The sequence below is a fragment of the Flavobacterium johnsoniae UW101 genome, assembly GCF_000016645.1.
Lineage (GTDB): Bacteria > Bacteroidota > Bacteroidia > Flavobacteriales > Flavobacteriaceae > Flavobacterium > Flavobacterium johnsoniae.
The window spans coordinates 1,209,699-1,229,931 of sequence record NC_009441.1 but is presented as its reverse complement, the minus strand read 5'-3'; the positions used below and the strand labels follow the sequence as shown (position 1 = coordinate 1,229,931).

Sequence of the window (20,233 nt, the reverse complement as noted above, 5' to 3'; positions counted from 1 at the left end):
TCAAAAAATGAAAAAAATAACCTTAATTGCATTCGTTTTATTTATCGGACTTGTAAAATCACAAGCCCAGGTAAAAGTTAGTCCGGGTTTAAGAGGAGGATTAAATGTATCAACATTAACCAATATTGATGATAATAGATCAAAAACGGATTTCTATATTGGTGGATTGGTAAATATTAAATTTAACAAATATTTTTCGTTACAGCCTGAGTTAACGTATTCAAGACAAGGTGATGAAGGAAGAGAATATTTTGGAAACGGCTATAATTATCGTTATGTAAATTATGAATTAAACTACTTAACGGTTGGTGCGGTTGCAAAATTTAATATTGGCGGAAAAGGTTTTCACATTTTAGGCGGTCCGTCATTAGATTTCAAAATTGATGACAATTATATAAACAGCAGCCCTGAAAATTTTGACCTTGCCATTGTTGGTGGCGTTGGTTATACACTGCCAAACGGATTAACATTTGAGGCCAGAATCAAACAAGGATTGATAGACATTTATGGTTATGACGGAATTAATAATGATGATAATTATTACTATAATGATGTTATATTAAATCAGGTTTTTCAAATTGGTATCAGCTACACTTTTAAAGTAAAATAATGTATAAAAAGAAAGCAGCGATTGCCATATTGCTTTTTTTTGCAATCGTAAACATACAAGCCCAAGTAACTTTTAAACCCGGTTTAAGAGGTGGTTTAAGCCTTTCTACAATTTCAGAAATGCACGCCGATTACAGGCCTGATTTTTATTTTGGCGGTTTTGGTGAAATAAACCTAACTAAAAAATATGCGTTACAACCCGAAATAACTTACGTCAAACAAGGATCTAATAATGTTGCACGAAATTATTATGACCCTGTTTCAGAAACAAATAAAGTGGCGTATCAGGATTTAAGACTGGATTATTTATCTCTTTCGATGATAAACAAATTTACATTCGGGCAGGGTTTTCAGGTTTTATTTGGTCCTTCTTTAGATGTTCGCTTAACGGACAATTTAGTTCGAAGAAAAAATTATAACGACTTTGCTTTTAACTTAGGTCTTGGTTATCGAATGCCATCGGGTCTTGCTTTTGATGTTCGATTTAAAAAAGGTTTTCTGGATATTCTGGACAGCGATTACTATACAAACGATTCTAATAATCACTATTTATTTGGTGATTATAATACAAATATCAATTTTCAAATAGGTGTTTCGTACTCTTTTGATACGAAATAAAAAAATAAAATTATGGTTTTAAAAGACTTTTACAAAGTACTTTCACAAGAAAAAACTGGCGATACTAAATTTAATATTCGTATATTAGTTAATGCCAATCATGAGGTTTTTAAAGGTCATTTTCCTGGAAACCCAATTATGCCGGGTGTTTGCATGATTCAGATTATTAAAGAACTTACAGAGTCTATTACTCAAAGTTCATTGATGATACAAACGCTTTCGAATGTAAAATTCATGGCATTAATTAATCCGGAAACGAATCCAGAACTTCGTTTAGAACTTGACATTACAACCACAGAAGATGATTTGGTAAAGGTGAAAAACACCACATATTTTAACGACACCGTAGCGCTTAAATTAAGCAATACGTATAAAAAATTATAATTATGAAATTACTAGTATCACTACTTCTATGGATAAATTTTGCCAATACACCAGATTTGGCTTCTATCCGAAAAATCTACCCTGATGTTGCAAAATCAGAAGCTAACGCTAAAGAATTTACAGAAAAACTTTCCAGCGTTTCTAACAACGATGAGAAAATTTTAGTGGCTTACAAAGCCGCTTCAATCTTAGTAGATTCTAAATTTGAAAGCATAATGGGAAGTAAAATTTCACGCTTTAAAGAAGGCGCGAAACTTCTTGAAGCAACCATTAAAAGTGATCCGAGTAATATTGAAATGCGAATGATCAGACTGAGTATTCAGGAAGATGTTCCGGCTATTACGGGTTACAAAAAAAATATTAAAGAAGATAAAAAATTCATCACTACTTATTATCCATCACAGAGTGGTGCTTTAAAAGAATATCTAAAAGATTTTGTTTTACAATCTAAAAGTTTCTCTGAAAAAGAGAAGCAGTTTGTAAAATAAGCTCATGAAAAATTCTCAATGAAACCTATTATATCAAAGCAGGAATTGCTCGATTCAACTTCTTTTTGTGTTATTGTTCCAACTTACAATAACCAGAAAACATTAAAAAGAGTACTGGATTCTATTTTAGATTTCACTTCAAATGTCATTATCGTAAACGATGGTTCTACAGACGAAACCAGCGAGATTTTAAAACAATATTCGCAGCTGACTCAAATTCACCATCCTAAAAACTTAGGAAAAGGAAGAGCGCTGCGAAATGGTTTTAGAAAAGCAATTGAATTAAATTTTGAATATGCCATTACGATAGATTCTGATGGTCAGCATTTCGCTTCTGATATTCCCATTTTTATTGAAGAAATTCAAAAAGAACCAAATTCGCTTTTAATTGGAAGCCGAAACATGACTCAGGAAAATGTTCCTAAGAAAAGCAGTTTTGGAAACAAATTTTCGAATTTCTGGTTCAAGTTTGAAACCGGAATTGTTCTCGAAGATACACAATCAGGTTTTAGATTATATCCCTTAAAATTAATCCCAAAACGATTTTATACCAATAAATTTGAGTTTGAAATCGAAGTCATAGTTCGTTCTGCCTGGAAAGGAATTGTTGTAAAAAATATTCCAATTCAAATTTTGTACGATCCGGCTGAACGCGTTTCACATTTCCGTCCTTTTAGAGATTTTACCCGAATCAGTATTTTAAATACCGTTTTGGTAACTAATGCTTTATTGTACATCAAACCTCGCGATTTTTTTAGGCGGGCAAAAAAAAAAGGTTTTAAAAAATTCTTCCTTGAAGATATTTTAGAAAGCAATGATTCTAATTTCAAAAAATCGGCTGCGATTGCTTTGGGAATTTTTATCGGGATTTCGCCTTTTTGGGGATTTCAAACTATCCTGCTTTTTACTTTCGCTGCTTTATTCAGGCTCAATAAAGTCATTGCTTTTTTGTCGTCAAATGTGAGTTTTCCTCCCTTTATACCGCTTATAATTTACGGTTCTTTAAAAACCGGAAGCCTTTTTGTATCCAGTGATGCGCCGTTAATTTTAGACAGTTCGGCCACACTCGACGATATTCAAAAAAATGCTGCTCAATATATCGTTGGAAGTCTTATTTTAGCAACCGTTTTAGCACTATCAGCAGGAGTAATAAGTTATTTGCTTTTAACCACTTTTAGTTCTAAAAATAAAACGAATAGTAAATAAGGTTTTGCCACTAATTAAAGGATTTTTACATCCAGTTTGTCAGGCTGAGCGAAGTCGAAGCCCACATCCAATTGGAACGCCCTTCGAATTTGCTCAGGGTCACAAACTAAAGCTAATCTTTTAATCTGCGGCAAAAAACAATAATAAATAACCATGCATCAATATTTCTACGCCATTCATTTATTTGTAAATCGAAGAAAATCACTTTCGGTTTTTCTGGCTGTTTTGATGCTTTTGGTATTTGGCTTTTTCGCTTCGCAGATTAAGTTTGAAGAAGATATTACCAAACTTATTCCAACAAATGATAAAGCCGACGCAACTGCAAAAGTTTTAAAACAATTAAACTTTGCCGATAAAACCACGGTAATTTTCAAACTCGAAAAAAACGGTTCTGCCGAAGATTTAAAAGAAATGGCTTCTGTTTTTTCAGACAGCGTTTCTAAATCCTGCAAACCATACATTTCAGGAATTCAGGGAAAAATTGACGAAGAAAATATTCAGGAAACTATTGATTTTGTTTACAACAATCTGCCCCTTTTTCTGGATGATAAAGATTATGCCTTAATTCAGGAAAAACTTCAAAAAGACAGTATTGCGGCAACCGTTCAAGGGAATTATAAATCGATTATTTCTCCATCCGGATTTATTACAAAAGATTTTATTCTGCAGGATCCGCTTGGGATTTCTTTTATTGCGTTAAAAAAATTACAGCAATTAAATATTGGCGACGATTTTACGCTCGACAATGGTTTTGTAATGACAAAGGATAAAAAGAAATTACTGCTTTTTATAACTTCAGATATTTCATCGAGCGAAACCGAAAAAAACAGCATTTTTGCCGAAAAGCTAAAATCGATTCAGGAAAATTTAAATACCCAGTTTAAAGGCAAAACTTCGGTAAGTTATTTTGGTTCTGCCTTAATTGCGGCAGCCAATGCAAAACAAATTAAAAGTGATATTGTATTGACAACTTCAATCGCGATGTTTACCTTAATGCTGATTTTGATTTTGTTTTACCGAAAAATATTTATTCCGTTAATCATTTTTCTTCCAACGGTTTTCGGGGCTTTATTTGCCGTAGCATTTTTATATTTTGTTAAAGAACAAATCTCGGCTATTTCACTCGGAATTGGTTCTATCTTATTAGGAATCACGATCGATTATTCGCTTCACATTCTTACGCATTACAAACACAACAGCGACATCAAAACGTTGTACAAAGACATTACAATGCCGGTAATTATGAGCAGCTCTACTACAGCCGTTGCATTTTTATGTCTGCTTTTTGTAAAATCGGATGCGTTGAACGATCTCGGAATTTTCGCTGCCGTTATTGTTATGGCAACCGGAATTTTTTCGCTTTTGATTGTTCCGCATTTATATAAACCAAAAGAAAACAATTTCGAACACAAGAAAAATGCAATCGATAAACTGGCTCATTTTTCATTTCACAATAATAAATTCTTAATTGGGTTTTGCGTTATCATTACCATTATCTGCTGTTTTACTTATAATGATGTAGGTTTCAACAACGATTTGTCGCAGTTAAATTTTGTTCCAAAAGATATTAAAACGGCCGAAAAGCAATTGGAAGAAAGCACCAGCTTAACTTCTAAAACCATTTATGTGGCGTCGTATGGAAAAAGCATGGAAGAAGTGCTTCAAAACAACAGCAGACTTTTTAACGATTTATCAAAAGAAAAACAACAAAACAAAATATTAAATTTCAGTTCAGTTGGCGGTATTGTGCTTTCGCAGAAAGAGCAAGAGCAAAAAATACAGAAATGGAATTCATTCTGGAGTTCAGATAAAAAACAAATTTTAAAAGCTGGATTAATTGCCGAAGGTTCAAAACTCGGTTTTAAGCCCAGCACATATTCTTTATTTTTTGATCATTTAGATTTTGATTTTAAACCTATTTCGACAGAAGATTATTTAAAAGTTCAGGCATTGCAGCTGAAAGAATTTGTAACCGAAAAAAATGGTTTTTATACGATTTCTACTTTAGTAAAAGTTACGCCGGAACAGCGTGATCATTTTGTAAAATCGGCTTCCGCCAAAGAAAATATTATTGCAATCGACCGCCAGCAGATGAATGAAACTTTTTTCAGCACTCTGAAAACCGATTTTAATTCGCTTGTAAATTATTCTTTTGTTGCCGTAATTTTAATTCTGTTTTTCTTTTTCCGAAGAATCGAATTGGTTATCATCAGCTGTATTCCTATAGCTTTAACGGGAATTGTAACGGCAGGAATTATGGGCATTTTTGGCATTCAAATGAATATTTTCAGCATGATTGTCTGTACTTTAATTTTTGGTCACGGAGTTGATTTCAGCATCTTTATGACAAGCGCATTGCAAAAGGAATATACCAACGGAAAAAATGAAATCGCGATTTACAGAACTTCAATTATTCTGGCAGTAATTACGACCATTTTAGGAATTGGCGCCATGATTTTTGCCAAACATCCAGCATTGCGATCTATTTCGTCTGTTTCCTTAATTGGAGTTTTTGCCGCGTTAATTATCACCTTTATTTTTTACCCGATCCTCTTTAAAGTCTTTTTATCGAATCGTCCTAAAAAAGGAAATCCGCCATTTAAACTCCGCACGTTTATTCATGGTGTAATCTCGTTTACTTATTATGGTTTAGGCGGTTTTGTGATGTCGGTTTTCAGTTTTACGCTTATGCCGATTATACCGCTGAGCGCCAAAACAAAAATGAAAGGATTTAGATATGTGGTTTCAAAATTAATGAAATCAGTATTGTATTCGAATCCGTTTATAAGCAAAAAAGTCATTAATAATTATAACGAAACTTTTGAAAAACCAGCTGTCATTATTGCCAATCATTCTTCTTTTGTTGATATTTTAGCAATGGGAATGCTGAGTCCAAAAATTATCTTTTTGGTAAGCGACTGGGTTTACAACTCTCCTATTTTTGGCGGTATTGTTAGAAAAGCAGGATTTTATCCCGTTTCTGAAGGTTTAGAAGGCGGTGTAGAACATTTACGCAAAAAAGTAGACGAAGGCTATTCTTTAATGGTTTTTCCGGAAGGCACGCGTTCAGAAAACAATGTTATTAAAAGATTCCATAAAGGCGCTTTCTTTTTAGCCGAAGAATTCAACCTGGATATTATTCCTGTTGTTATTCACGGCGCGTCAGAGGCCATTCCAAAAGGCGATTTTGTAATTCACAAAAGCGCTCTTACCGTTTCGATTTTAGAAAGAATTGCACCTGATAATCTTTCTTTTGGAAATAATTATGCCGAAAGAACGAAACAAATAAGTACTTTCTTTAAAGCAGAATACCGCAGGATAAGACAAGAACTTGAAGGTCCGGATTATTTCAAAAAAATGGTGGTCAATAGTTACGATTACAAAGAAATTGAAATTGGCGACAGTGTAAAAAAAGATCTGAAACAGAATTTAGAAATCTATTACAACTTAAATAAACACCTGAATCCCAAGGCTAAAATTTTACATCTTAGCAGTGATTACGGGCAATTGGATGTTTTATTGACACTTCAGGAACCGCAGCGAAAAATAGTTTCTTTTATCAATGATGAAGAAAAATTATCGGTTGCCAAAACAAATTATTTCCTCAAAAAGAGAAAAATATTTTATGTAGATCAATTAGAATCTGCATTTGAAAATCAGCACGAAGTACTTTTAATTTCTGATGAAAGTTATGCTGCTGCAATTGAAAAAGCCGTTTCTGCTATTTCGTCTGTTATTTTAGTAAATTGTTCCGGTTTAAAAACACAGCTGCTTAATGCTGGTTTTGAGATTATTTCAGAAGAAAACGGAATAATTGTTTTAAACAAAAAATAAATGAAAAAGCAATATGATGTAGTAATTGTTGGCAGTGGTTTAGGCGGCTTGGTTTCGTCTATCATTTTGGCTAAGGAAGGCTACAGCGTTTGTGTACTCGAAAAAAACAATCAATACGGAGGAAATCTCCAGACTTTTGTTCGCGATAAAACTATTTTTGATACCGGGATTCACTATATCGGAGGTTTAGAAAAAGGACAAAATCTCTATCAATATTTCAAATATCTCGGCATTATCGATCATCTTAATTTAAAAAAATTAGATGAAGACTGCTTCGATATGATTTCTTTTGAAAACGATCCAAACGAATATCCGCATGCACAGGGTTATGAAAATTTCGTAAATCAGCTTGCTGTTTTCTTTCCGGAGGAAAAAGAAAATCTCTACAACTACTGCGAAAAATTAAAAACAGTCTGCGATGCTTTTCCGCTGTACAATTTAAACTGGGAAGGAAAATACGATCCTGAAATTCTGGAACTTAATGCAAAAGAAACTATTAATGCCTTTACAGAAAATGAAAAACTAAAAGCGGTGCTTGCCGGATCTAATTTCCTATATGCAGGAATTCCGGATAAATCGCCTTTTTATGTTCATGCACTTTCTGTTAATTCCTATATTCAAAGTTCGTGGCGCTGCATAAACGGCGGCAGCCAGATTACGAAACAGCTTTTAAAACAACTCAAAAAGTATGGCGGAGAATTCTATAAGTACAAAGAAGTTACCCGTTTTAATGTTGAAGAAAACAAAGTCGTTTCTGTAGATTTAAAAAACGGAACACAAGTTTCGGGTTCGATTTTTATTTCGAATATTGAACCTAAAACAACTTTAAAAATGGCGGGTTCAGAAAACTTTAGAAAAGCTTTTTTTAACCGAATTCAGGATCTCGAAGATGTCATTTCGGCTTTTAGTTTGTATATCGTTTTTGAACCGGAAAGTTTTAAATACATCAATCATAATTTTTATCATTTCAAAAAAAGTGATGATGTCTGGACGGCTCAGGAATATGATGAAAGTTCGTGGCCAAAAAGTTATATGGCATCCATGAATGCTTCTAAAAAAGAAGAAATCTGGGCAGAAGGAATGACTTTTTTAACGTACATGAAATACAAAGATGTCGAACCCTGGGCAGATACTTTTAATACAACTGCAGAAGAAAATGACCGCGGGGAAAGTTATGAGGATTTCAAAAACCGAAAAGCAGCTAAATTTCTGGAAGAAATCGAAATCAAATTTCCGGGAATTAGAGATTGCATAAAATCAATTCATACTTCTACTCCATTATCGTATCGTGATTATATTGGCGGACATAATGGAAATATGTACGGATATGTTAAAGATTCTAATAATCCGATGAAAACAATGATTCCGGTAAAAACTAAGCTGGAAAATCTGTATCTTACGGGCCAAAGTACTAACATGCACGGGGTTCTGGGTGTTACCATTGGAGCCGTAAATACCTGCTCTGAAATTGTTGGGAAAGAATATCTCTTAACTAAAATTAATACGGAATCTGAATAGTGGGTCATGAAAAACCGAATTTTATTTTTCTTATTTATCGGTTTTTTGCAACTGTTCGTTTCTTGCGGTACATCAAAATCAATGCGTCATAAACCTGATCTTTCAGGTTTCAATTCACAAAAACCAATTGTCGTAAAAAAATCAGATTCGGTTTTTGTTTCTGGAAAAAATTCTCTTTTAAAAAACAAACAAGGTCTTTGGGAATTATACGCCGAAGGCGATCCGCTGGAAATAGGTTTAAACACCGGAGCTTTAACAGATTCTCTTTTAAAAAAACAACAACAGATTTTCTTCTCTAAAATAAACGATTTCATTCCGTCAAGTTTTCAGCAAAAACTGCTTCGCCAGTTTCTAAGATGGTACAACCGAAAATTGTATTTGAATGTTCCCGAAGAATATCAAACCGAAATTTATGGCGTTTCTGAATATACATCGGATGAATTTAATACTATAGCACCAAAATATCAAAGAGGTTTATATCTGCACGGTGCGCACGATATTGGACACGCTTTGCAAGATCTGGCTTTAGTTGGCTGTTCTTCTTTTGCGGCGTGGAATGAAAAATCAGAAGACGGCAGTTTAATTCTGGGACGCAATTTTGATTTTTATGTAAATGACGCTTTCGCGGAAAATAAAATTGCTGCTTTTATAAATCCAAAAGATGGTTATCCGTTTATGATGGTTACCTGGCCGGGAATGGTGGGCGCGGTTTCGGGAATGAATCAGGAAGGTTTAACGGTAACGATTAACGCTTCGAAATCTAAAATTCCGCTGATTGCGAAAACACCAATTTCAATTTTGACCCGCGAAATTTTACAACACGCCAAGAATATTGACGAAGCCGTTGCCATTGCAAAAAAAAGAAAAGTATTTGTTTCTGAATCTATTATGGTGGGAAGTGCCAATGATAACAAAGCTATTTTGATTGAGGTTTCTCCAACAAAAATGGACGTTTACGATGTTCCAAACAGCGATCAATTAATTTGTTCGAACCATTTTCAGGGTAAAGCTTTTGCAGCCGACAAACGAAATAAGGAACAGATTTTAAACAGCCATTCTGAATACCGTTTTGAAAGAATGCAGGAACTTTTGTCGCAAAACCCAAAAGTGAATCCTGAAATTGCATCAAAAATTCTTCGAAATAAAAACGGTTTAAAAGATATCGAATTGGGTTATGGTTCAGAAAAAGCTCTGAATCAGTTAATGGCACATCACGGAATTATCTTTAAACCAAAAGAAAAATTAGTCTGGGTTTCGGCAAATCCGTATCAATTAGGCGAATTTGTGTGTTATGATTTAAATTCAATTTTTTGCAACAGAAAAAATGATTCTGTGGTTTCTTTTCAAAAAGAAAATTTAAATATTGCAAAAGATCCTTTTTTAGAAACAACGGCTTATCGTGATTATCAAAAATTTAGAATTGAAAATCATAAAATAGATTCTCTCCTTGAAAATAAAGAAACGATTTCGCCAGAGTTTCTTCATAATTATCAATCATTAAACCCTGATTATTGGGTTGTGTATTATAAAGCAGGATTGTACTTTTACCAAATAAAAGAATTCGGCCAGGCGAAGCTTAATTTTGAAAAAGCTTTGACCAAAGAAATTACCACTTTGCCTGAAAAAGAACAAATTGAAAAATATTTAAAAAAAATCAAAAGAAAGTTACAATGATTCCAGCAATAGAAAAAGATTCTTTAGAAGACATTAAAATTTTTCAGGAAAAAAAATTAGCCGAACTTTTAGCTTACATCAGCGAGAATTCTCCTTTTTATAAAAGACTTTTTGCGGGACAGAATATTGATGTTTCAAAAATTAAAACGCTTGAAGATTTACAGTTTCTGCCTGTTACAACAAAAGAAGATTTACAACAGTACAACGACGATTTTTTGTGTGTTCCGCAAAATAAAATTATCGACTACGCCTCTACTTCGGGAACTTTAGGTGATCCTGTTACTTTTGGTTTAACGGATTCTGATTTAGACCGATTGGCTTACAACGAAGCGATTTCGTTTGCCTGCGCCGGAATTGCAGAAGGCGATGTAGTACAGTTAATGACTACAATTGACAGAAAGTTTATGGCCGGACTGGCTTATTTTCTGGGATTGAGAAAATTGAAAGTAGGCGTTATTCGTGTTGGTGCCGGAATTCCGGAAATGCAGTGGGATTCGATTTTAAAATACAATCCAACGTATTTAATTACGGTTCCTTCTTTCTTATTGAAATTAATTGAATATGCCGAAATTCACGGAATCGATTATAATAATTCAAGTATAAAAGGTGCGGTCTGCATTGGCGAATCATTGCGAGAGCAGGATTTTGCAATGAATACTTTATCTAAAAAAATCACAGATAAATGGAATATTAAGTTGTTTTCGACTTATGCTTCTACTGAAATGAGTACGGCTTTTACGGAATGTGAACACGGAAATGGCGGGCATCATCATCCGGAACTGATTATTGTTGAAGTTCTGGACGAAAATAATTTACCTGTAAAAAACGGCGAAACGGGCGAGCTTACTTTTACAACTTTAGGAATCGAAGCAATGCCTTTACTGCGTTTTAAAACCGGCGATATGGTACAGCTTCATAACGAACCTTGTGCCTGCGGAAGAAACACATTACGTGTCGGCCCGGTTGTAGGCCGTAAAAAGCAAATGATAAAATATAAAGGAACAACGCTTTATCCGCCAGCAATGAATGATGTTTTGAGCGGCTTCGACAATATCGAAAATCATATTATCGAAATTTCAACCAATGATTTAGGCACTGATGAAATCGTAATAAAAATTGCTGTAAAAAATCAGTCTCCAGAATTTTTACAGGAAATTAAAGATCACTTTAGAGCTAAGTTAAGAGTTACTCCAAAAATAGAATTCGCTTCAAAAGAAACTTTAAATCCTCTGGTTTTTAACCCAATGAGCCGAAAACCTATTCGATTTTTTGATTATAGAACGTAGTATAAGGTACAAAGGTTCTGAGGTACATAGGGACAAAGGTTTCTTAATCTAACCTAACCAGGTTCTGTATGTCATTTCGACCGCAGGGAGAAATCACACTCGAAACTCTACAAAGATTGGCGATTCTCTAACTGGGAATACAGGTCCGATTTCTCATTCGTCGAAATGACCTAATATCTACTTAAAAAACCTTTGAAGCTTTGCTGCTCTGAACCTTTGAACCTCAATTTGGTACAAATTGAACTAAATGTTGTAATTTTGCAAAAAATAATGAAGATGGTCAAGATTGGCAACATAGAATTACCCGAATTTCCTTTACTACTCGCACCGATGGAAGATGTGAGCGATCCGCCGTTTCGCAGATTATGCAAAACGCATGGCGCTGACATGATGTACTCTGAATTTATTTCATCGGAAGGATTAATTCGTGACGCTATAAAAAGCCGTATGAAGCTGGATATTTTTGATTACGAACGTCCTGTTGGAATTCAGATTTTTGGAGGTGATGAGGAAGCAATGGAAATGTCATCTAAAATCGTTTCGACTGTAAAACCGGATTTAGTGGATATCAATTTTGGATGTCCGGTAAAAAAAGTAGTCTGTCGTGGTGCCGGAGCCGGAGTTTTGAAAGATGTAGATTTAATGGTTCGTTTAACCAAAGCGGTTATTAAAGGAACTGATTTACCAGTTACAGTAAAAACTCGTCTGGGCTGGGATGAAAGCTCAATTAATATTGATGAAGTTGCAGAAAGACTTCAGGATATTGGTGTTCAGGCTTTAACAATTCACGCCAGAACACGTGCGCAAATGTACAAAGGCCACTCAGACTGGTCGCATATTGCACGTGTGAAAAACAACCCAAGAATTACAATGCCAATTTTCGGAAACGGTGATATCGACAGTCCTGAAAAAGCATTACAATATAAAAACGAATATGGAATTGACGGTATCATGATTGGTCGTGCTGCGATTGGTTATCCGTGGATTTTTAACGAAATCAAACACTATTTTAAAACTGGTGAGCACTTACCTGCTCCAACGGTTATTGATCGTGTTGAAGCTGCCAGAAATCATTTAAAATGGTCTATGGAATGGAAAGGCGAGCGTTTAGGAATTGTAGAAATGCGTCGTCATTATACCAACTATTTTAAAGGAATCCATTCGTTTAAAGAATTCAAACAAAAATTAGTTACAACTGATGAACCTGAAAATTTATTCGCTATCATGAAAGAAATTGAACAGGTTTATGCAGGATATGAATTTGTTTAAAAAATAAATTAATCTTTCCAAAGTTTAAAACTCTATCAAAGAACTATAAAAGAGAGAACTTCAAAATTTGAAGTTCTCTCTTTTTTTATAATTTTTTACTCCTTTCAAATAATAAATTATTTATCTCATCTTTCTTATGAGAATAGTATTTTTTTTGGGGATGAAAAGAAACTTCTTTTAAAGTTGGGCATTCTAGCAAAGGCGATAAGTCACTACTTTTACAATTCCAAAAATTAATGTTTTCTAACTTCTTCATATTTCTTACAAAATCCAGTGAATCTAAATCTGAAATTAGCAATTTCTTTATACTGTTGTTATTATTTAAAAATGAATAATCCAATAGATTCTTACATCCTTCTACCCATATCCATTCTAATTTATTCAATTCTCCAATACTATTTGCATCTGAAAGTTGATTGTTAAATGCTAACCAAATAGTTTTTAAATTTCTTAAATTTCTAATTCCTTCTAATGAAGTTAACTTTCGAGAACCATCAATACGTAAATACGTCAATCCTTTTAAGTCTGAAAATTCAGAACAATCCGTTTTTGAATATCTAAAGAAATAAAGCTCTTTTAAATTTATTAACGAGCCTAAATTTTTATAGCTTTCATTATTAAGAAATAATTTTTCTAATTGTTTTAATTGCGAAAAATCAATATCTATTGGTAAAGCTATTGTAAAATCTTTCAATTCATTCAAAGAATAAACAGCTTCGATATTTTTAATACTCAAAAGTTTAAATGAATCATCAATTGATAGTTTTTTGATAAAAGCCTTATTTTTTAAAGGTGATAAATCTAAATGACATTTAAAGTTAAAATCATCTACGCCTTTAATACGAATTGAATTGATTTTTTTTCCTCAGCTACTTGAATCCCTTTCTCTAAATATCTAGGATCTATTTCATACGCATTTATGGCGTCGTTATAAGTATATTTTTTCATAGCATTTTCTACTTCAAAAAATTAAATTATTTTTATATGTTAAAATACATTTAGAACCAAAAAAGACCTTCAAAATTTGAAGGTATTTTTTATTTTGAATAGAATCTTTCATTCATTATGTTTATTTTAAAAGTCAAGAAATGCATCATTTTTATAATAAAAAATAAATGAATTAAACAGCTGATCAATTGATGGATTTTCGAGTTGGTTTTTTGCATATTCTACCAAATCTTCAATACTTACACCATCTAATATTTCTATCCAGCCATATTTTTCCACTTCTTCAGGTAAATAGTCTTTCGAGTCTGGTGGAAAATCATAACTATCAAGTGAAAATACGCCCATTGTATCTAAATTCCATTCTTCTTTATTCGGTGGAAGATAAAACCATGTCCCCGGATTTTTTTCTGGGTAAGATAATATATCTCTAATACTCACTAAATTCATTTTTAAATCATTATAATTTTCTAGAGCACAAATATATATAACAATTTGTAATACTTTACATGTAAAAATTATTCAATTATACTTGAACTCGTTTCCACTTTCCTCTTTTATAGAAAAAAATTCCGGCTAGAGTTATTGCAGTTTCAGCAACAGGAATAGCAATAAAAACTCCGGTTGGTCCCATATTAAAATGTTTGGCTAACACAAAAGCAAGCGGAATTTGAAACAGCCAAAATCCAAAAAAGTTAATTCCGGTTGGTGTCCAGGTATCTCCCGCTCCGTTGAAAGTATTGATTAAAACCATTCCTATTCCGTAAAAGATAAATCCGATACTCATAATTTGTAAAGCTTCAATCGCAACTGTTTTTACCATTTCATCATTCGTAAAAAACGAAATAATATATTGGCCAAAAACTAAAGTAATAACCATAATCGAAGCCATGAAAATTACATTATATCTTGCCGTAGTGTAAACCGATTTTTCGGCACGTTCAATTTGTTTTGCTCCTAAATTCTGCCCCACTAAAGTAGCAGCGGCATTACTTAATCCCCAAGCAGGAAGTATGAAAAACATCATAATTCTCAACGCTGTCTGATATCCAGCAGAACCATGATCTCCTCCTGTTGTAGCAACTAATTGTGCCAGGAAAATCCAGCTGCAGGATGCGATTACAAATTGTAAAATTCCAGGAGCAGCGATTTTAACCAAAGCTTTTATTTGTTTGAAATCTGGTGCGAAATAAGCAATTTTAATTTTTAAAACTCCGTTACCAAAAAACAAATGATATACCTGATATAAAACTCCAATACTTCTTCCTAAAGTTGTCGCAATAGCTGCTCCTATTAAACCAAAAGCCGGAACTGGTCCTAAGCCATTAATTAAAATTGGGCATAAAATAATATTACAAATGTTGGCAATCCAAAGACTTTTCATTGCAATTGCTGCATTGCCGGCACCGCGAAAAATTCCGTTAATCAGGAATAAAAGCATAATGCATAAACTGGAACCAATCATAATTTGAGTAAATCGGTAACCGTGTTCGGCTGATTCTATTGAAGAACCCATTACAATCAGAATATCTTTAGCATAAATAATTCCAAAAATGCTCAATAAACTGTTAACTGCAAAGGCTATAATTATGGCCTGCATTCCGGCTTTTGCGGCAGCAATTGGATCTTTTTCTCCAATTCGGCGTGCTACAACTGCCGTTGCTGCCATACTCATCCCTATTGCAAGAGAATATATAATGGTCAAGACAGATTCTGTAAGACCTACTGTTTGAATGGCAAAACTGCTGTGTTTTAAATGACCAACGAAATATAAATCTACTAAAGCAAAAACCGATTCCATCATCATTTCTAAAACCATAGGAATGGCTAATAGAATTACGGCTTTTTTGATACTTCCAGAAGTATAATCAAATGATTCGTCGCCTTTTAAAGCTTGTTTTAAAGTGGTAAAAATTTTGGAAATGAAAGTTTCCTTTATAGTTGTTTCTGTCATGATATGTTAGGATAAATGATAAAATTTGTCCAGATGTATAAATCTGAACTAAAAAAGTAAAAACGTAAGTATCCTAATTATTCTAAAAAATAAAATTAGGATTAGGCAGAAACAATCATATGCTGTAGATTTTCAAGGCGGTAAATATAAGTAATATTTTTAAAGAAGAAATTAATCCAGTAATTTTTTACTTACACGGCTGCTTGCAATTAACGAAGCAATAAATCCAAGAGAAACAATGGTTGCCATTACGATCAAAACATTTTCCAGTGTAAAAACTACAGGATAAGCTAAAGTCGGCGTGATCATAATTAACTCATATTGCTGCTGCAGAATCACTAGAATAATTCCTAAAGCCAACCCGATAATACCTCCAAAAATGCTCAGAAGCGTTCCCTGAAGCAGGAATATTTTTCGCAGATTGTTGATTTCTGTTCCAAGATTAAAAAGGGTTTTAAGATTTCCTTTTTTATCTAAAATCATCATAATCAAAGCTCCAATCAGGTTAAAAAGTGCCACAATAATTACAAGAGTAAAAATTAAATAAACGGCAATATTTTCGGTATTGAGCATTTTGTACAAAGACTCATTTAACTGTGCCCTGTTTTTTAAAGTAATTTTATTATTGAAAATCTTTTCAAGCTGTGCTTTTACAGCATTTTCATCTGCATTTTCTTTGAGATGAAATTCGATTCCTGAAATCTGATTGGGTTTATACATCAATAATTCCTGTGTTAAACCTAAATCTGCAAAAACATATTTAGAATCTAAATCTTCGCTTATTGAGTAAATTCCAACTGGCAGAACATCTGTTTTATTAAAAGCTTCTTCGGGATTTTCGATTGCACCTTTTCCCGGTTTTGGAGCGAAGATTTGCAGCGGGTTTTCAAAATCGAGAATTCCCATCGAAAAATCCTGTGCAATTCCGTAGCCAATAACTACCTGATAGGAATCTGGTTTTAGCCACTGCCCATTAAAGAGTTTTCTTTTAATATCGTTTACAACAGGATAAAGGCTGTCAACACCTTTTAAATAGGTAACGTGCTGTTTATCCTTGAATATAAACAAAACACGTTCTTCAATAATTTTAGTATAAGAGGCTACACCATTTATTTTTTTTAGGTCTTGTTCCTGCTGAGCCGAAATAAAAAATGATTTTCCTAACGTACTGGTCATTTTTAAATCTGGATCGATCTCGTTTGTGAACGAAAGACTAAAAACTTTTAATCCGCTAAAAACAGATAAAACCACAAACAAAGCCATTGTCCCAACAATGATTCCCATGCTGGCAATGTAATTAATGATATTAATAGCGTTGTTTTTACTTCGGCTAAAAATATAACGTTTGGCTATGTAAAATGGGAAATTCAATTTATGATTTTCTTCTTTTGTCTAAAAGATCACGGTTTTCTATTGGGTTTTCTTTTCCTGCTAATGCATTGTCAATTTTCTCGATATAATCCAGAGAGTCATCGATAAAGAAAACTAAATTTGGCACACGGCGTAATTGCAAACGAACTCGCTGTGATAAATCATGTTTAATTAAAGTGGTATTTGATTTTATTCCTTCTAAAGTTTCTTTTGCTTTTTCTTGTGGAAAAATGCTTAAATATACTGTTGCCACAGATAAATCTGAGGTTACACTAACTTTGGATACTGAAATTACCAAATTGCTAACTCCGTTTTTTCTCACTTCACCTTGCAGAATATCAACCAGATCTTTCTGAATTACGCTGCCTATTTTTTTCTGTCTATTTGTTTCCATAGTGCAAAAATACTATTTTTAAATTCATTCGCCGCAATTTCAATTAACTAAAGGATTATTCTCAAAATTTATCTTTTATATCTCCTTTTTATTTCATTTAAACGATGATAAAGATCATATGATTTATAGGTATTGTTTTACATATTTGATGTAAATATAAAACTGATCTATTATGAAAAAAAGAGAACCAATTAGTCACATCATGACTAAAACCGTGGTGACTGTAAATCAAAATGACGATTTAACAAAAGTAGTAGAAAAACTAAAATCGAACTCTATCAGGCACCTTCCTGTAGTAAACGGGAAAAAAGTAGTGGGCATTATAAGCCGGACTGATATTAACCGTCTTACTTTTGGCGCTTTATTCGATGGTCAGGAAGGAAGCGATGAAGCTATTTTACAAATGCTGACAATTCCGCAGGTTATGACGGCAAAACCAAAAACTGTTTCTTCTGATGCTATTATTCGAGATTTAGCCGAAATTTTTTCGAAAGAAGAATTTCATGCCTTACCAGTTGTAGATAATGATGAACTAAAAGGAATTGTAACGACTACTGATGTTATTAAATATTTTTTAGAACAATATGATTAAATAAAAAAGGGAGCTTTTCAGCTCCCTTTTTTATCTGTTTTGTAACCAATTTTCAGGATCGGAATTTGTTGTATTTTGAAGAATCAAAAACTTGATAATCGTTTTTCCTGTATCACCGCTGGTTCTTACTTTTCCAATGTTTTGCTTAATCGAAACTTTATCGCCCTGACTAACAGAAACTGAACTTAAGTTTTGATATACTGTAAAGAAATCTCCATGCTGAATTACAACTGCTTTATTAACCGGAGATAAAACTATTACTTTAGAAACTTCACCTGCAAATACTGCTCTTGCACTGGCACCATCTTCGGTTGTGATCTCAACTCCGGAGTTATGTACCGTAATTGAAGGATGCAGCGGGTGAGGCTGGTCTCCATAACCAAGAGAAATAAATCCTTTTTCTACCGGCCAAGGCAGTCTTCCTCTATTCGCTTTAAAGTCGGCAGCCAAAACTTTATCTTCTGGTGTCATTGCAATTTTAGAAGATGAAACTGGTGCTTTTGCTGCTGTCGATCCGGGATTTTCTTTTGCTTTTTCAGCTGCTGCTTTTCTGTTTGCTTCAGCAATGGCTTCACGAATCAAACGATCGATTTGTCTGTCGATTCTTTTAGATTCACTTTGTTTTGCTTTAATATCGGCAGCAATTCTGTTTTTATCTTTTTTAATTGAGTTAACCAGCTTTTGCTGTTCTTTTTTCTCAACTTCTAAGCTTTGTTTTTCTTTTTCATTTTCAGCAATAATCTTTTTCTTAACCTTTCTCTGCCCGTCTAACTTGGCATTAAAATCAACTAATTGTGCTGTTTTCTCCTGAATTTCCAAACCTTGGTTTTTTCTGAAATTCGTATATTGTTTTAAATATTGTGCTCTTTTGTAGGCTTGCAAAAAGCTTTCAGATGACAAGATAAACATAGCACGGCTTTGCTCTGAACGGCTTTTATAAGATTTCAAAATCATTTTTGCATAATCTTCTTTTAAAACCGCCAGTTCTTTTTTTAGTTTATTAACCTGAACCTGGTTAATATACATGTCATTGCTAAGGACTTTTTCTTGTTTTGCCGTTGTATTAATCAGCTTTTCTTTAAGCTTGATTTTATTGGCCTGAATTAAATATTCATTTACCGCTGATTTTTCTTTTTTCCTTACAGACTGCAGCATTTTTTCATTGTCTTTTATTTCCTGAAGAATCTGCGCCTTGCGCTGTTCAAGTTTTTCTTGCTGCGAATCCTGCGCCCAGACAAAAGTCGTGGCACAAACAAAAATTAGGCTTAGGAGAAATTTCGGCATCTTTCTATTTATATTTTTGCAAATTTACTTAATTAAAACTTTTTTATAACCGCTTGGTACGCTATAAGGAAAAGAAAGTTCTTCGTTAAATGAAATGTTATTGTAATTCAGATTAATATTGGTAGTTCCTTTAGGCTGTACAGCATTAATTGCGATAGCCGTTGGAATTGTTCCTTGATTGTATATTTTAATATCAGAATAATTGATTTCTAGTTTTCTGTTTTCAGATGGCTGCGAAATCTCTTCTTTCTGAACTAAATATTTTTCAGGATCTAAGTAAAATGCTTTTTTAATGTTTTCATCTTTTTGATCTTCTAAACGGAAAAGATTTTCTACAATAGTCTGAGTATATTTTCCTTCTCTTAAATCGTCAAAAGCTTCACCAATTAATAAGTTTTGAACTTTTGTATAATCTAATTCAGTTCCCAGCCATTTGCTTAAACTGCTAAAATCTCCTTCGTAATATGTACTGTTTATTTTTTCGTAATAACTTACTGCTGATGGTGTTATTAAAGCTTTTGCCATTGTAATTCCCAAGAATCTAACGCTTATTAAAATCTGTTTGTCTTTCTCGATTCTTATTTCGGCAGTAACGTTTTGACTTTGTTTTTCGTCAACATATTTAGCGCTGGCTTTTATGTATAAGGTTGAAAAATCCAGTTTGTTTTCGTAATGTTTCTCTATTGCTTTATTGTCTTTTTTTGTAACGACTTCGGCAGTATTAGTGTTCTGAACAGCAACGGCTTTTGATTTACATGAAACCACAAAAACCGATATTAATACTATTATAATATATTTTTTCATCTT

General features: G+C 33.3%; 18 protein-coding genes. 11 read left to right on the top strand and 7 right to left on the bottom strand.

The features are described 5' to 3' along the window. Positions 1-7 precede the first annotated feature (7 nt). The 10 genes from FJOH_RS05640 (at position 8) to dusB (ending at position 12,886) form a co-directional block, all read left to right on the top strand. A complete protein-coding gene (locus tag FJOH_RS05640) occupies positions 8-610 on the top strand; it encodes a porin family protein (protein WP_012023168.1) in 603 nt (200 codons plus the stop codon). Then, on the top strand, positions 610-1,227 hold the full coding sequence (locus FJOH_RS05635; protein ID WP_012023167.1) for an outer membrane beta-barrel protein: 618 nt from the start codon (positions 610-612) through the stop codon (positions 1,225-1,227). The genes FJOH_RS05640 and FJOH_RS05635 overlap by 1 nt, the downstream gene beginning before the upstream one ends. 12 nt (positions 1,228-1,239) lie before the next feature. Then, positions 1,240-1,611, top strand: a complete 372-nt coding sequence (locus FJOH_RS05630; RefSeq protein WP_012023166.1) for a 3-hydroxyacyl-ACP dehydratase — start codon at positions 1,240-1,242, stop codon at positions 1,609-1,611. Between the two features lie 2 nt (positions 1,612-1,613). Next, positions 1,614-2,099 (top strand): hypothetical protein, encoded by a 486-nt coding sequence (locus FJOH_RS05625; protein ID WP_012023165.1) that lies wholly within the window; start codon positions 1,614-1,616, stop codon positions 2,097-2,099. 18 nt (positions 2,100-2,117) lie between these two features. Then, positions 2,118-3,305 (top strand): DUF2062 domain-containing protein, encoded by a 1,188-nt coding sequence (locus tag FJOH_RS05620; RefSeq protein ID WP_012023164.1) that lies wholly within the window; start codon positions 2,118-2,120, stop codon positions 3,303-3,305. Between the two features lie 153 nt (positions 3,306-3,458). After that, positions 3,459-7,139 (top strand): 1-acyl-sn-glycerol-3-phosphate acyltransferase, encoded by a 3,681-nt coding sequence (locus tag FJOH_RS05615; RefSeq protein WP_012023163.1) that lies wholly within the window; start codon positions 3,459-3,461, stop codon positions 7,137-7,139. Beyond that, on the top strand, positions 7,140-8,657 hold the full coding sequence (locus tag FJOH_RS05610; RefSeq protein WP_012023162.1) for a phytoene desaturase family protein: 1,518 nt from the start codon (positions 7,140-7,142) through the stop codon (positions 8,655-8,657). Positions 8,658-8,663: 6 nt separating this feature from the next. After that, positions 8,664-10,331 carry an acyl-CoA--6-aminopenicillanic acid acyl-transferase gene (locus tag FJOH_RS05605; protein ID WP_012023161.1) on the top strand — a complete coding sequence of 556 codons (1,668 nt, stop codon included), beginning with the start codon at positions 8,664-8,666 and terminating at the stop codon, positions 10,329-10,331. Continuing rightward, positions 10,328-11,617 (top strand): phenylacetate--CoA ligase family protein, encoded by a 1,290-nt coding sequence (locus FJOH_RS05600; protein ID WP_012023160.1) that lies wholly within the window; start codon positions 10,328-10,330, stop codon positions 11,615-11,617. The genes FJOH_RS05605 and FJOH_RS05600 overlap by 4 nt, the downstream gene beginning before the upstream one ends. A gap of 276 nt (positions 11,618-11,893) precedes the next feature. Then, the gene (dusB, locus tag FJOH_RS05595; RefSeq protein WP_044047535.1) at positions 11,894-12,886 is read left to right on the top strand and encodes a tRNA dihydrouridine synthase DusB; all 993 of its coding nucleotides are present in this window, start codon (positions 11,894-11,896) and stop codon (positions 12,884-12,886) included. An 85-nt stretch (positions 12,887-12,971) separates the two neighbouring features. On the opposite strand, the gene FJOH_RS05590 is transcribed toward dusB, so the two are convergent. The 5 genes from FJOH_RS05590 to rbfA form a co-directional block, all read right to left on the bottom strand. Then, positions 12,972-13,622: a leucine-rich repeat domain-containing protein gene (locus tag FJOH_RS05590; protein WP_012023158.1), complete on the bottom strand. Its 651-nt coding sequence runs from the start codon at positions 13,620-13,622 to the stop codon at positions 12,972-12,974. Between the two features lie 338 nt (positions 13,623-13,960). Beyond that, on the bottom strand, positions 13,961-14,281 hold the full coding sequence (locus tag FJOH_RS05585) for a DUF7716 domain-containing protein (protein ID WP_012023157.1): 321 nt from the start codon (positions 14,279-14,281) through the stop codon (positions 13,961-13,963). Between the two features lie 76 nt (positions 14,282-14,357). Beyond that, a complete protein-coding gene (locus tag FJOH_RS05580) occupies positions 14,358-15,785 on the bottom strand; it encodes an MATE family efflux transporter (protein ID WP_012023156.1) in 1,428 nt (475 codons plus the stop codon). A 171-nt stretch (positions 15,786-15,956) separates the two neighbouring features. Beyond that, the gene (locus FJOH_RS05575; RefSeq protein WP_044047534.1) at positions 15,957-17,156 is read right to left on the bottom strand and encodes an ABC transporter permease; all 1,200 of its coding nucleotides are present in this window, start codon (positions 17,154-17,156) and stop codon (positions 15,957-15,959) included. Position 17,157: 1 nt separating this feature from the next. Beyond that, positions 17,158-17,550 carry a 30S ribosome-binding factor RbfA gene (gene rbfA, locus FJOH_RS05570; protein ID WP_012023154.1) on the bottom strand — a complete coding sequence of 131 codons (393 nt, stop codon included), beginning with the start codon at positions 17,548-17,550 and terminating at the stop codon, positions 17,158-17,160. A gap of 172 nt (positions 17,551-17,722) precedes the next feature. Between rbfA and FJOH_RS05565 the strand changes: the two genes are divergently transcribed. Continuing rightward, positions 17,723-18,142 (top strand): CBS domain-containing protein, encoded by a 420-nt coding sequence (locus tag FJOH_RS05565; RefSeq protein ID WP_012023153.1) that lies wholly within the window; start codon positions 17,723-17,725, stop codon positions 18,140-18,142. A gap of 30 nt (positions 18,143-18,172) precedes the next feature. Here FJOH_RS05565 and FJOH_RS05560 read toward each other — a convergent pair whose 3' ends face one another. Together FJOH_RS05560 and FJOH_RS05555 are read right to left on the bottom strand one after the other, a co-directional pair. Then, positions 18,173-19,426, bottom strand: a complete 1,254-nt coding sequence (locus FJOH_RS05560; protein WP_012023152.1) for a murein hydrolase activator EnvC family protein — start codon at positions 19,424-19,426, stop codon at positions 18,173-18,175. A 24-nt stretch (positions 19,427-19,450) separates the two neighbouring features. Then, positions 19,451-20,230, bottom strand: coding sequence for a DUF4292 domain-containing protein (locus tag FJOH_RS05555; RefSeq protein ID WP_012023151.1), 780 nt, complete (start codon positions 20,228-20,230; stop codon positions 19,451-19,453). Between the last annotated feature and the right edge of the window lie 3 nt (positions 20,231-20,233).